The sequence below is a fragment of the Calothrix sp. CCY 0018 genome, assembly GCF_963920925.1.
Taxonomy (GTDB): domain Bacteria; phylum Cyanobacteriota; class Cyanobacteriia; order Cyanobacteriales; family Nostocaceae; genus Rivularia.
The window spans coordinates 42,607-55,960 of the sequence record NZ_CAWUDI010000034.1; the positions used below are offsets into that span (position 1 = coordinate 42,607).

The following is a 13,354-nucleotide window of genomic DNA, read 5'->3' on the forward strand; positions in this document are numbered from 1 at the left end:
AATTGGGATTTATCTTTGCTTAAGATAATAATTTATGGAGAAATAGCAAATTTTCGTGATTTTCAGAACGCTATTACTGATTTTGAACGTTTTTGCTCTCTCAAAATTTAATTTTGATTTTTCCTAAATTAATGAAGCAACATTTAAGCTGATTTTTTCTCAGTTTCAATCAATCAATATTCACTTACCGGAGATATTTCCTATGATTCGTCGTTTAGCTTTAACTGCTGGTTTCGCTCTTCTTGGTGCTGTAGCTTTTGCACCTAATGCACACGCTCAGGTTGCGGATACTGAACCTGTTCCATTTACAGGTACTGTTGGTTCTGTTTGTACATTAAGCAATCCTCAACCTGGTACCCTTGGACTTGTGGATGTTAATACTCTTGATTCAAATGTACCTGATAGTGATCCTAGTGGTGGTATGTCAGGTAGCATTACAGTTAACTGTAATAGTAATAGCATAATATCTGCTGTTGTAGACGAAAACCCAGAAGTACCTGAAGACTTTGATGTTACCACTTCAACTTTGGCAGCAACACTTTCCTCAGCTAATGCTGGATTTACAAGTAATACGCCTAGCGAAGCTTCACTCACTTCTTCTAACACTGATGTTCCTGTTGATGTAGATCTGCGAGTTGAAAGCACTACACCTTTACCTGAAGGTCGTTATGAATACAATGTAACCGTAACTGCTTCTCCTAACTAAGAGGTTTAGTTTTTAGTTTAATCCTTCCAAACAAAGAAGGAACCTATTAAAACAAGATAAAGGTTCCCTCAGAAAATCGAATTTAATTTTTACTAAATCGGTTGGTAGAGCCTGCAAGCTTCCAACCGATTTACTCAGTATATGCCGATATACTTTAATATTTTTTTCGCTTGTGTAAAATTACTCGTCACTTATTTAAACTATCGATGAATTTCGCTTCTATCCGAAGATTTACATTACCGCTAGCTAGCGTCTTGCTATCTAGCTTTTTATTGTCGGGAATCGCTAAAGCCAATATTTCAATTTCCCCGATGGTAGTTGAGACTGAAGCCAAACGCGGACAAGCACAAGGTAGATTTAGCGTTACTAACACAGATTCTAAAGACTTCCGCGCTCGCGTTTACACTTCACCCTTCACCTACGATAAAGAAACCGGATTCAAAACCTTATCTAAAAGCCCCACAGATTTAGCTCCTTACCTCCAATTTTCTCCCAGAGAGTTACAGGTAGGAGCATCCAGAAAGCGGAATATTCGTTTTATCGTCCGCTTTCCCCCCAGCTTACCCGATGGCGAATATCGGACAATGATTTTTACCGAAAACTTGAAAAGAGGAACGATAACAGAAACCGATTCTAAAACCAACGTCACTTTACAAACTAATATTATCCCTCGTATCGGCGTTGCTTTGTACGTTCGTAAAGGCGATATTTCACCAAATTTAAGTTTCGCTAGCGCTAGAGTTAATCCAAATAATCAAATTCAGCTATTAGTTAGCAACAAAGGTAAAGCATCGGCAATAGTAGCCGGAGATTGGCAACTAAAGAAAGGGAAAGAAGTAATTCAGAAAGGAAATATTTCCGATACAACCGTCTTAGCAGAAGCAGAGCGTTATCTTACCGCGAAATCTCTCAATAAAAATCAACCCAAATTAACACCGGGAGAATATCAGTTAACTGGTGAATTGGGATGGGGAGTAAATAAGAAAGAGCGGATTCCTTTTAACGTTAAAGTGACGATTCCTGCGAGATAATCTTTTTGTTCATACAATTTTTATGCTGGTAACAACCATAATCTTTCTCCCTCACCCCGCCCTGAAGGGCACCCCTCTCCAGGAGAAGGGCAGAGGGGAAAGGGGAGAGGGCATTATCTCGAACACCAACGCATTTTTTGCATGAATTTTTATCTTTTAAAAAGGTATAGAGTTTTGTAGGTTGGGTTAGGCGCACTCCGGTATGATGCTTTTTAACTAAAATTAAGATCGCGCCGTAACCCAACATCTTGTTTTTGACACTCCCCATCAATAAATTGAAGGGGATTCTTGCTTCATCCGTCCGCCCTAGAAATCTAAATACAAGTATTTAAATCTCCCCGGAAAGGATACGTCCACAAGCTTACACGGACTGCCCGACCGCGTTTGGAATGGTTTATTGAATTTTTTGCTTTGACTCCCATATTTGTGAGCCACTGCGGTGGACGGGTTTCCCGGCATAAAGCAAGTGGCGTACAAGATTTTGGGCTTATTGCCCCCAGGGTTCCGGATCGGGGTCTGTCCGCGCTTACCTACTAGGCTTTTTAAATGTGCGCTTTACCGCTTTAATCAATATATCGTAAAGTCCAATGAGACTGGCGAATAAATTCCAAGGGCGCACTACACCCCCATAATTAAAAATTAGGGGCACTGTGCGCGGTTCCGGTAGAGATTCAAAATGCTGTTGTTGGGTTACGACACGAGGATTATAAATATTGGGTTATAAATTGAATTGCCCGCTCGTGTCTAACCCAACCTACTTTAACTACTACAATTCAATTCACAATAAATACAACCTCACCCCAACCCTCTCTTTGTTAAGGAGAGGGAGAGATTTACCTATTTGTAAAGCGAGGGTGAGGTTTTCTATTGCGGTGTAATCGTAACGCTGAGATTCACAGCATAATTATAAGTTCCTGGGGTAAATGAAACCGGACGTTCTACCCGCAATCCTGCTTCTAAATTTGTATCTCCAGCAGGTAAAGTTGCTGTAGCATTATTCCCGTCGCTGCTGAGGTTATTTGAGCCGAATTTTAAAAATCCGATCCTTTTTGTACCACCTGGATCTTCCGAAGGAGCGGATATCAAGTTGGGTGATAAAACTGTAATTTGAGCAGTCGTATCAGGGGGAACGTTTACATTAATATTTGCGGGTACTACTGACTCTAATACCTTCATATTCCCTCCCGTCTCAATAACACCGGGATTGACATTGCTGAATTTCACCTCAGCTAACGCAGTTGGAGCAAAATTAGTAAAACTTGTGAGTAATAATCCTGAAGCGAAAAGCTTCGCTACGCCAAAGGCGATCGCCAAACGGTATAACATTATAAATAGCTCGGTTAATCTACGCATTCTTTTGTAGCTATTTATCCTTATTAACCACTTCGGCAATATTACTTAACTTCTATGGATTCACCATAGTTAAAGTAACGTCATAAGTATAAGTTCCTGGAGCAAGCACAGGATTTTGCTTTAATGGCATATCTATTTCTACAGTGTTTTTACCCGCTGGCAAAGTAATATTTTTACCGCTAACTCCCTGGGAATCAACTTTTAAAGTCGCAGTATGTTCTGTATCAACTATATTGGTACCAGAAAGTTGGGGAGAAGAAACGCTAATTGTTGTAGGGGTGCTGGTTTGGACGTTAATTTTCGCAGGAGTTATATTAGTAAACCCGTTCGTGCTTTTAGCGTCTTTGCCAGAAATAATTGATTCTATCTTGCCGGGGGTATAGCTACTGAAACTAGCACGAGGTTCAACTGTGCCGCTAAAGTAAACATTCACGCTTTCGGCTAACGTAATTTGATTTGAGAAAATAGCGGTAAATACCGTTGTCAAAAAAAAAGCTGAAGCTATACGATTAAGCATACGGGACTAGTTTAATTATCTTCGCTGAGAGAAGAATATCATTAACCAAGTAATATTACTTAAGCTTGCCGATTAGCTTCATCAAAATTACGTAAATTCAACTAAAAAAATCAAGATACGATAAACGACTGTCTTTTACTTTCTACTCCCTGTTCCCTATTCCTTTAAAAAACCTGCTCCAACTTTTTAAAATCGCGCTGCACCTCGTTAATCAAAGACTTATTCTTAGGATCGGTTTTTAAAGCCTTTTTAAGAAATATTCTCGCTTTAAGTAACTGTTTTTCAGCAATTAACGCTCTTCCCCAAAGCTGATATGATATAGCTAACCACTGCCGTACTTCAGCATCATGGGGCAAACGTTCCACTAAAGCTTCTGCTAATGCAATGGCTTGCGGGAAACGTCTTTCCTTGAGAAATGTTTGTAGCTGTTCGTAAGTCTTCCACTTCAAGCGTCGCTCAATTTCTGCAACATGAGGAGGTTTCGGTTGTGGCTGCTGTGGCGGCTGCTTAGGTACTTCCTGTGCTTTTTGCTGCCGTGTCTCCTTAACCTGAGTCGGTTGTTTTTGCGGCGTTTCTACAGCTTGCGACACGTTTTGATAAGAATTGTCGGCGGTCGGCGGTATAACTTGCAACAGCAATTTGTATGCCTCAGTCAGAGCAATAAACTTTTCCTTAGCTCTGTCATCATCCGGGTTAATATCGGGATGATATTGCTGTGCAAGTCGGCGATAAGACGATTTGATATCGGGAAAAGAAGCTCCCGACCTTAAACCCAATAAACGGTAGCAATCTAAAAGATCCATTTTGAGCTATCAGAAGCACTTTTAACAGCTATCAGCTTACCTAATTATTGTAATTATTAAAGTAAGTGACTGATTATATTACATTTTCAGCTAATTGCTGAAGCCACTAATGATAAAGACTAAATTTATAATTTAAAGTTCATCACGGACAAGTTTACAAGGAATGGGAATGGGGCATGGAGCATGGGGAATTAGGAATTAGGAATTGGTAATTCGTAATTGGATAAGTAGCTTTAAAATTTCAGTTTAAAATTCCTAAATTATCCATGCCCTATTCCCTATGCCCTATTCCCTATGCCCTATCCCCATCCCCCCATCTCTTCTAAACTGGTCGTTCTTCAATCACTTTGTCAATCAAGCCATATTCTTTGGCTTCTTCAGAAGACATGAAAAAGTCACGATCCATGTCTTTTTCGATTTTTTCGATTGATTGACCAGTATTGTTGGCGTAAATGCCGTTTAGCTGATGGCGAATCCGGATAATTTCTCTGGCTTCGATTTCGATGTCGGTTGCCTGCCCGCGAGTACCACCGGAAGGTTGGTGAATCATAATCCGCGAATGAGGTAATGCCAATCGCTTACCTTTAGTTCCACCACCCAGCAGGAATGAACCCATTGAAGCTGCTAAACCAAGACATATTGTTACCACGTCTGACTTGATGTGCTGCATGGTATCGTAAATTGCCAAGCCGGATGTTACAACGCCACCTGGTGAATTTATGTACAGAAAAATATCTTTGCCTGGGTCTTCGGAATCAAGGTATAACATGATAGCAATGATTTCGTTGGCTATCTGGTCGTTTACCTCATCACCTAAAAAGATAATGCGATCGCGAGCGAGGCGAGTATAAATATTAACCCACTGAGTATACTGTTCCCCTGGTAGTTTATAAGGAACGCTTGGATAGCCTATCGGCATATTTCGACTCCGTTTGTAATTAATTGAGGATGAAAATCTTTATTGTGGAAGCTATACCGCAGGTGGAAATAATTATCATATAGCAATAATTGATTCCTACCCTCGCTATAGGCGATTAACTCCAAATTCTTGCAGCGAGAAATTTGTTAAAGGATGAACAATTAAATAAATTTCATCCTCATTATTTAATCTCTACTTGCTTGTTTATAAAACTCCAGCTGGTGCGGCAGATTCGGAGTCTAATTGTGCCCTACTTTCAAAAACTCTATCGATCAAGCCATATTCTACTGCCTGCTCTGGCGGTATATAGAATAAGCGATCCATATCTTTTTTAACCTTTGCCTTGTCTTGTCCGGTGTTGAGAGCAAAGATATCAATCATTGCTTCTTTATTGACAAACACTTCTTTCGCCATGATTTGAATGTCAGTTGCTTGTCCTCTTGTACCGCTAATGGGCTGTTTGAGAACAATTGAAGCATGGGGTAAAGCTGCCCTAAAGCCTTTTGTTCCAGCACTAAGTAACATTGCTGCCATACCCATAGCCTGACCGATACAAATAGTATGAATGGGAGGCTTGATGTACCTCATTGTATCGTATATAGCAAAAGCTTCCGTTTCAAAAGCAATAGGCTGGTCGCCGAAACTTGTACCAACAGAGTTAATATAAATTTTTATTGGCTTGTCTGGATCTTCCGACTGCAAATAAAGCAATTCGGCAATAATTAATTTAGTAACTTCTGGCACCAGTGCCGCTCCCAGGTACACGATACGCTCCTTCAACAATAGTGAAGGTAAATCTGGGGGTGGTGTGCGATAAAGATTGTCGCCCGAATAAGGCGCTTGCATAGCCTTGATGGGTGAATGTTCCATTTTCCAACCGTTGCCTGAATTAACGCTATTAACTGTAGAACATCCTAACGCAACGGATAACCACAATGGAGGTGTGGATTTCTCGCTTTTTACAAATTTAGTAGTTAGTAGTTAGTAGCTAGTACCGCTTCGCGGAAGTAAGAAGTAAGAAGTAAGAAGTTTGATTTTCTAGGCTTTTCAGCTATTTTTAATGGTTGCCTTATTTACGCCGACTTGTACTAGTAGTTAGTTGTTAGTAGTTAGTTGTCTTATATTTACCTTGTCCCCTTGTCCCCTTGTCCCCCCATCTCCCCATCTCCCCCCTCTGAAAAAAATTTATTCTGAGCAATTTTATTATTGAGCAAGCACGATTATGAATATCATTTAAGAATTGAACCACACCAGGAGTTTTCCGTAGCGAGTTGGCTGCCTCCTGGAGTTATTTATATATAATATAGTCCGTGTAAGGAACCGCAACTAATATGAAAGTAAGCTTGTTGCCCGAACTCAATGATAGCAATCTGGACGTAAATCAATCAAGTTCTCAACGTCAGTTGGCAGTTTCTCTAACCGCTAAGGTAGAAAACCTCGACCGTAGCGTTCCCCTTAATTTATGCTTGATTTTAGACCATAGCGGTTCCATGAATGGTCGTCCGCTAGAAACTGTTAAAAAAGCCGCAAACCGCATTGTCGATCGACTCAAAAATGGCGATCGCCTTAGTATTGTAGTTTTCGATCACCGGGCTAAGGTACTTATTCCCAACCAGGTAATTGAAGACAGAGAAGGTATAAAACAACAGATAAACCGTCTCAGTGCCGATGGCGGTACTTCTATTGATGAAGGTTTGCGTTTAGGTATAGAGGAATTAGCTAAGGGCAAAAATGAAGCTATTTCTCAAGCTTTTTTATTAACTGATGGTGAAAACGAACATGGCGATAACAAACGCTGTATAAAGTTCGCTAACTTAGCAGTTGACTATAGTTTGACCTTAAATTCTCTTGGATTTGGCGACAATTGGAACCAAGATGTTCTCGAAGAAATTGCTGATGCTGGCGGTGGTAGTTTGTCGCATATTGCACAACCAGAGGAAGCCGAAAATAAATTTAATCAATTATTCAGCCGCATTCAAACTGTTGGTTTAACCAATGCCTATCTGCTATTTTCTTTAATGCCCAAGGTTCGGTTAGCTGAACTTAAACCCGTTGCCCAGGTATTTCCCGATACCATCGAATTGCCAGTGCAACAAGAAGCAGACGGACGTTTTGCAGTGCGTTTGGGTGACTTAATGAAAGATAGTAAAAGAACAGTTTTAGCAAATATTTATTTAGGACAATTTGCCCAAGGTAATCATACAGTAGCTCAACTACAAGTTCGTTACGACGACCCAACGAGCAATATGGCGGGATTGCTCTCAGATACTATTCCCATAGAAATTAATGCAACCTCTTCATACCAACCCGTAGCTAGTCCACAAGTTCAGCCTCATGTTTTAGCATTAGCAAAATATCGGCAAACTCAGCTAGCAGAAGCCAAACTGCAACAAGGAGATAGAGCCGGTGCTGCTACGATGTTGCAAACCGCAGCCAAAACAGCTTTACAAATGGGAGATAACAGCGCAGCAACCGTTTTACAAACCTCTGCAACTCGCTTGCAATCTGGAGAAGAACTTTCAGAAGCTGACAAGAAGAAAACCAGAATCGTTTCTAAAACCACATTGCAAGATTCGTAATAGGTAATTGGGAATTGGGCACGGGAAAAAGGGGAGGGGGGAGAAGGGGTAGAGTGGGGAGAGGGGGTAGAAATAACTCCTAATTCTTAACTCCTAACTCCTAATCCCTAACCAAAGATGAAAGTCAATAGAATCCACCATATAGCGATTATTTGCTCGAATTACGAAGTTTCAAAAAAATTCTATACAGAAGTTTTAGGTTTTTCTATTATTCAAGAAACCTTCCGTGATTCGAGAAATTCTTACAAATTAGATTTAAAAGTTGGAGAAAACGACCAAATTGAACTGTTTTCCTTTCCTAATCCACCAGAAAGATCCAGCAACCCAGAAGCTTGCGGTTTAAGACATCTTTGCTTTGAAGTGGATGATATAAAAGAAACCGTTCGCTGTGTGACGTACTCCACACACTCCCCTTCGGGTGAGTGTGGGCTTCTCAGAGACTCTAGGCAACCCTAGACATAAACTGAGCTTGATTATACAGGTCGTGCGCCCCACGATTCCTGATGTTAATTGATGCGTTGTGGTCACGACACAAAGAAGTATTACAAACCGGGCAATTATGAACTCTCTGCGACAACGGTTTCTTTACTTTATGACCACAATTTGAGCATTCTTGAGAAGTCCCATGAGGCTTTACTGGTATTACCAACAAACCAGCATTTTCGGCTTTGTTTGTAAGTATTGAGATAAATTGTCCCCAGCCTGCATCATGAATACTTTTTGCAAGTCTAGTCCTAGCTAGACCTTTTATATTTAGCTTTTCAACTGCTACTACATCATATTTAGATAGCAATTTATTTGCTGTTTTAAAGTGAAAATCTTTGCGGGTATCAGCAACTTTTTTATGCTGTTGACCTAGTTTATGAATAGCTTTTTTACGTCGGGTAGAACCCTTTTTGCGACGAGAAACACGTTTTTGAGCCTTACGTAATTTACGCTCTGCTTTCCGTAAATGTTTTGGGGCTGCAACACGTTCGTTATCAGATGTAACGAAAAAGTCTATCAATCCTAAGTCGATACCAACGATTTTGTCTGTATCAAAGTCAGGTTTAACTGTTGGTACGGTCTTATCATCAAGACTCAAAGTAACATAATAACCATCCGCTTTCTTGGTGACAGATACAGTTTTGATTGTGAACCCGCCCGGAATAGGACGATGAACAATTACTTTTACATCACCTATTTTTGAAAGCTTTATAACTTCATTTGAAAAATGATGTTGTTTAAATTGCTGATAAGTAAAAGTCCTGTACTGACCTTCACCTTTAAATCTAGGTCTACCTGACCTTTTACCATTAATATCACCTTTTAACCATCTGTTCATCGCTTTCTCTACTCTTTTCGGAACTTCCTGTAATACTTGAGAGTAAATTTCTTTGTACCAAGGACGTTCCTTTTTAAGTTGCGTTAGAGATGCTTTTTGATTGTAATAATTAGGTTGTTCCGTTAATTCGGGCAACTGGCATATCAAAGAACATCTATCAATAGAACAACGATTTTGTTCATACCAGTTGAATCTTTGAGCCAACAAAAAATTGTATTGATGACGCAACATATTGAGTGTGTTATCAATCTTTGTTACTTGTTCTTTTGTTGGCTTTATTTTGTACTGGCAAGAAGTTCTCATTGATTTATTCCTTGTTTCGACCTATAAATATAGTAACACCAACATACAGCCATCGTACAGACATATGGGTAAAAAAAGATTAGACGTAAGAATGAGTGAACGTAGATTAAATAAGTTAAAACTATATGCGGTAAGCAAAGATAAAACCATGACTGCAATTCTTGAAGATTTAATTGACTCGTTGCCATCCGAAGAGATTGATAAAAGGCTCGCTGCCCCAAAAAACTCGTCAATAAATTAACATTGCATTTCAGGACGCGAGCCTTTTATCCTCGGATTCATCCCACACCGCCCTTCGGGTCGGGTGTGGGGCTTCTCCGGTTTGAGCTAAAATCAAAAGGTGTAGCGGTGGAAGATATTAGAATTGATCAAATTACTGGCAAGCGATTTACTTTTTTCAAAGATCCCGATAATTTACCATTAGAAATTTACAACTTAAAGCAATGTTTAAAAGTAATAGCTGTGAATCCCAACGGTACAAGCCAAATCTGCTCTAATTGTAGTCATAAAGTCAAAAAGTCGCTGTCAGTAAGAATGCATAATTGTCCCGTCTGCCATACCCATATTTGCAGGGACTTGAACGCAGCGATAAATATTAGGAATCGTGGGGCGCACGACCTGTTTAAAAAAGCTCAGTTTATGTCGTCTAAGACGAGTCGCTGAGAAGCCTACATCGTATTCTTTGAATCGATGTAGGTGCGTCACATATTTAATTATTAAAATATGAATGGCACTGTCCGGAGAAAGACAGTCATCGCAAGCAAGAAATAGACTTTGAGAATTTGCCATTAGAAGCACAAATTCTGATCGCAAAAAAAGCTATTAAAAGTCCTTTGCTGAAGACACTTAAAGACGATAAGCAATTAATGCTGGTTCATCTTGCCGTGATGAATAACAAATAAAGCGGTGGATGAATTTTTGATTGTACTGATTTCGTAGCGCTCCCCCCTTTGCAAAAACTACCCCAGAATGGAATACTTCTAAACGGAAACTTCTAAAAACCATTGTGAAACGAAAATTAGTTTTTGTTATTTTTGTATTCCTATTTGCTTTGATTGCTGGCTGTCAACTGCTGTTGCAACAACCAGTTAGTCCTCATTTAGCAATGGGTAATCCTAGTAATGCGGGGGAAAATCCGAATAACTACCTGATGATAAAACCACAATATGCTTTATCATACAGTCGGGAACGAGGCACGCCAAATTGGGTAGCTTGGCAACTCAATCAAAGCTGGTTGGGTAATGCCGAACGTCAAGACGATTTTCGTCCTGATGATTCGCTACCATCAGATTTGTATCGCGTCAAACCAAACGATTACACTGGTAGCGGTTACGACCGAGGACATATGGTTCCTTCTGCCGATCGCACTGCGACTGTACAAGATAATTCAGCCACTTTCTTAATGACTAATATTGTCCCGCAAACTCCCGACAATAATCGGGGTGCGTGGCGAGAATTAGAAGAATATTGCCGTTATTTAGTAAAGCAGGGCAAAGAACTTTATATTATTGCTGGTGTTGATGGTGGCTCTAAAAAAATTGGTAGAAAAAAAGAAGTTACCGCACCTGCATATACTTGGAAAGTGATTGTAGTTTTGGATAATCCCGGACAAGGTTTGCAAGGAATATCTGAAAATACAAGAGTTATCGCCGTAAACGTAGCCAATCGTCAAAATACCGGCGATGACTGGAAAAGATATATAGTCTCAGTCGATCAAATTGAAGCCAAAACTGGTTACAACTTTTTGACTAAAGTACCAGAATCTATTCAGCAAGTAATTGAAAGTGAAGTTGATAGAAAATAATAGAGAATTGGGCATTGGGAATTGGGAATTGGGAATTAACAACTAACAACTAACAACTATTGTTAAGTTTCCACAGCTTTTGTTGACAAACCAACCCAATCCCCCGATTTTAATTGTCCGACAATGTAAACATCGATTTCAACGTCACCAATCTTGTAAACTTGGATATTGTCTAGGTTTTGCTTTAAAGTTTCTACAAGAGCTTGATATTTTTTCGCTATTTCCATTTCTTGCGAGTCGTACCAGTCTTTTTCATCTGTAGCTCGTTGAAAAAACTTTTCCACATCTATTACTTTGACAGGAGCATCGAGGGAATGATGAGTTTTTTGTAATATATTCTGCGTATTGACTTCTTTAACCTCTTGATTTGACCATGTAAAAGTATCAAAAGGATAATCGGATTCGCTCATCCATACTAAATCTTGGGAAAGCGATTTTATTTTTTTGGGAATATCAAATTCATTGTTGTTCATGATTCAATGAGGTTAAAGGTTAAAGTTATAACTCCTAACTAATTAAAATTACTTTTTCTTTGCTTTCCAAGTTCCACCATAAACATAAAATGGGTTATTTTGACTAACCTTTTCCCAACATTGGGGACATAAAAAAACCCAATCGCCATCTTCAAGATATTTTACTCGGTAAAGAATTGGTGCAGATTGACTGCATAGGGAGCAAAGTTTTCTACGTGATGGACGCGCCATTTGTTTCAATTATTAATTATCAATTATCAATTAAGAGAATATTTAATCATAAAATATAAAATATTTATTCCTGTTCCCTGCTCGCCGTTCCCTGCTCCCTTAATCAAAAAACAATCGATGCAGTTAAACCGCATCGATATCTAAATTAATGGAATTGTTAAAGTAGACTTCAAACATTTAAGCAAATGCAGAAGCTTGGGGTTTAGCAAAAATCATTCTACCGGCAGAAGTCTGCAATGAACTAGTAACAACTACTCGTACTTCACCACCGACAAAAGGACTTCCTTCCTCAACTACCACCATAGTACCGTCATCTAAATAGCCGATACCTTGACTGGGTTCTTTGCCTTCTTTGAGGATTTTCAAATCGATGTTATCACCTGGTAAATAATTCGGACGTACCGCATTTACCAAATCGTTAACATTCAAAACGGGGACTTTCTGCACGCTGGCAACTTTCGATAAATTGTAATCGTTGGTTAACAAAGTCGCGTTGATTTCTTGAGCAAACCGAACCAACTTTGCATCTACCGTGGCAATTTCTTCGTAATCAAGCGAGTTAATTACAATGCGTTCGGAATAAGACTTCTTAATCCGGTTGAGAATCTCTAATCCCCGTCTTCCTCGTACCCGCTTTTGATCTTTGCTAGCATCAGCGACTTGCTGTAACTCCAACAGAATAAATTGCGGTACGATAATTTGTCCTTCTAAAAAGCCGGTATCTAACAGCGTTTCAATACGCCCGTCAATAATGCAGCTTGTATCTAAAACTTTGGTAGCAGCAGGTTTTAAAGTTCCTTCGGCCAGCATCGTTTCTACTGTATTAGGATTAATCAATCGTAATAATCCGCGTCCGTGGGTATCAGCTAAATTCATGCCAGTATAAGACAGAGTGATACTACCTACAACGGCTACTAATGGCTTGATGAAGCTGAAGTCATCGGGGATCGGTAGCAAGAATAGTGGCGCTAACATTAAGTTAGCTACCAACAATCCAATTACTAAACCAATTGAACGTGTCAGAATAACTTCCAGTGGCAAATCTCGGACTTGGGCTTCCAAACGGCGATATCCGGTTTGGACTCGCAGCCCGATCGCACCGCCAAGAATGGCTGCAAAAGCCGCAATAACTAAGCGCAAAGCTTCTAAGTTACTTACACTATCTAACGTACCAATCGGTAGTAAATCGGTGCTGTAATAACCTATTCCCGTTGCTGCTAGGACGAATGAAAAAATTATAATAGCGTCAAACATGATTTGATTTTGTTTGTTTTCCTGCAACTGCATTACCCAATCAACTCAAGTCACTTT

The 13,354-nt window shown here is 39.7% G+C and carries 15 protein-coding genes and 2 pseudogenes; 8 read left to right on the forward strand and 9 right to left on the reverse strand.

Translation table 11 applies throughout. From position 1 onward, the window contains the following. The first annotated feature begins 202 nt into the window (after positions 1 to 202). Positions 203 to 706, forward strand: a complete 504-nt coding sequence (locus tag ACM03V_RS22930; RefSeq protein ID WP_414623113.1) for a hypothetical protein — start codon at positions 203 to 205, stop codon at positions 704 to 706. 206 nt (positions 707 to 912) lie between these two features. Continuing rightward, complete coding sequence (locus ACM03V_RS22935; RefSeq protein ID WP_414623114.1) at positions 913 to 1,737, forward strand: hypothetical protein; 825 nt, start codon at positions 913 to 915, stop codon at positions 1,735 to 1,737. Positions 1,738 to 2,601: 864 nt separating this feature from the next. Here ACM03V_RS22935 and ACM03V_RS22940 read toward each other — a convergent pair. The 5 genes from ACM03V_RS22940 to ACM03V_RS22960 form a co-directional block, all read right to left on the reverse strand. Continuing rightward, positions 2,602 to 3,063, reverse strand: coding sequence for a hypothetical protein (locus tag ACM03V_RS22940; protein WP_414623115.1), 462 nt, complete (start codon positions 3,061 to 3,063; stop codon positions 2,602 to 2,604). Positions 3,064 to 3,142: 79 nt separating this feature from the next. Then, on the reverse strand, positions 3,143 to 3,607 hold the full coding sequence (locus ACM03V_RS22945; RefSeq protein WP_414623116.1) for a hypothetical protein: 465 nt from the start codon (positions 3,605 to 3,607) through the stop codon (positions 3,143 to 3,145). Positions 3,608 to 3,771: 164 nt separating this feature from the next. Beyond that, entirely contained in the window at positions 3,772 to 4,410 is a 639-nt protein-coding gene (locus ACM03V_RS22950; protein ID WP_414623117.1) for a DnaJ domain-containing protein, read from the reverse strand. A gap of 322 nt (positions 4,411 to 4,732) precedes the next feature. Continuing rightward, on the reverse strand, positions 4,733 to 5,329 hold the full coding sequence (locus tag ACM03V_RS22955; RefSeq protein ID WP_414623118.1) for an ATP-dependent Clp protease proteolytic subunit: 597 nt from the start codon (positions 5,327 to 5,329) through the stop codon (positions 4,733 to 4,735). A gap of 204 nt (positions 5,330 to 5,533) precedes the next feature. Further along, positions 5,534 to 6,199: an ATP-dependent Clp protease proteolytic subunit gene (locus tag ACM03V_RS22960; RefSeq protein ID WP_414623163.1), complete on the reverse strand. Its 666-nt coding sequence runs from the start codon at positions 6,197 to 6,199 to the stop codon at positions 5,534 to 5,536. A 461-nt stretch (positions 6,200 to 6,660) separates the two neighbouring features. Between ACM03V_RS22960 and ACM03V_RS22965 the strand changes: the two genes are divergently transcribed. Both ACM03V_RS22965 and ACM03V_RS22970 read left to right on the forward strand, forming a co-directional pair. Further along, entirely contained in the window at positions 6,661 to 7,908 is a 1,248-nt protein-coding gene (locus ACM03V_RS22965; RefSeq protein ID WP_414623119.1) for a vWA domain-containing protein, read from the forward strand. A 117-nt stretch (positions 7,909 to 8,025) separates the two neighbouring features. Beyond that, a complete protein-coding gene (locus tag ACM03V_RS22970; protein ID WP_414623120.1) occupies positions 8,026 to 8,364 on the forward strand; it encodes a VOC family protein in 339 nt (112 codons plus the stop codon). On the opposite strand, the pseudogene ACM03V_RS22975 reads toward ACM03V_RS22970, so the two are convergent. Then, positions 8,363 to 9,535, reverse strand: a pseudogene (locus ACM03V_RS22975) (RNA-guided endonuclease InsQ/TnpB family protein); the annotation flags it as partial. The gene ACM03V_RS22970 and the pseudogene ACM03V_RS22975 overlap by 2 nt on opposite strands. A gap of 91 nt (positions 9,536 to 9,626) precedes the next feature. On the opposite strand from ACM03V_RS22975, the gene ACM03V_RS22980 reads away from it, so the two are divergent. From ACM03V_RS22980 to ACM03V_RS22995, 4 genes and pseudogenes are all read left to right on the forward strand, one after another. After that, positions 9,627 to 9,776, forward strand: coding sequence for a hypothetical protein (locus tag ACM03V_RS22980; RefSeq protein WP_414623121.1), 150 nt, complete (start codon positions 9,627 to 9,629; stop codon positions 9,774 to 9,776). An 83-nt stretch (positions 9,777 to 9,859) separates the two neighbouring features. Next, positions 9,860 to 9,967 (forward strand): annotated as a pseudogene (locus ACM03V_RS22985) (VOC family protein); the annotation flags it as partial. Between the two features lie 30 nt (positions 9,968 to 9,997). Continuing rightward, positions 9,998 to 10,198, forward strand: a complete 201-nt coding sequence (locus ACM03V_RS22990) for a zinc ribbon domain-containing protein (protein WP_414623164.1) — start codon at positions 9,998 to 10,000, stop codon at positions 10,196 to 10,198. A 343-nt stretch (positions 10,199 to 10,541) separates the two neighbouring features. After that, positions 10,542 to 11,339, forward strand: coding sequence for a DNA/RNA non-specific endonuclease (locus ACM03V_RS22995; RefSeq protein ID WP_414623122.1), 798 nt, complete (start codon positions 10,542 to 10,544; stop codon positions 11,337 to 11,339). A 62-nt stretch (positions 11,340 to 11,401) separates the two neighbouring features. Here the strand turns inward: ACM03V_RS22995 and ACM03V_RS23000 are convergent, their stop codons facing one another. From ACM03V_RS23000 to ACM03V_RS23010, 3 genes are all read right to left on the reverse strand, one after another. After that, on the reverse strand, positions 11,402 to 11,812 hold the full coding sequence (locus ACM03V_RS23000; protein ID WP_414623123.1) for a nuclease A inhibitor family protein: 411 nt from the start codon (positions 11,810 to 11,812) through the stop codon (positions 11,402 to 11,404). Between the two features lie 48 nt (positions 11,813 to 11,860). Further along, complete coding sequence (locus ACM03V_RS23005) at positions 11,861 to 12,043, reverse strand: hypothetical protein (protein ID WP_414623124.1); 183 nt, start codon at positions 12,041 to 12,043, stop codon at positions 11,861 to 11,863. A gap of 177 nt (positions 12,044 to 12,220) precedes the next feature. Next, a complete protein-coding gene (locus tag ACM03V_RS23010; protein ID WP_414623125.1) occupies positions 12,221 to 13,297 on the reverse strand; it encodes a PIN/TRAM domain-containing protein in 1,077 nt (358 codons plus the stop codon). Positions 13,298 to 13,354 lie beyond the last annotated feature (57 nt).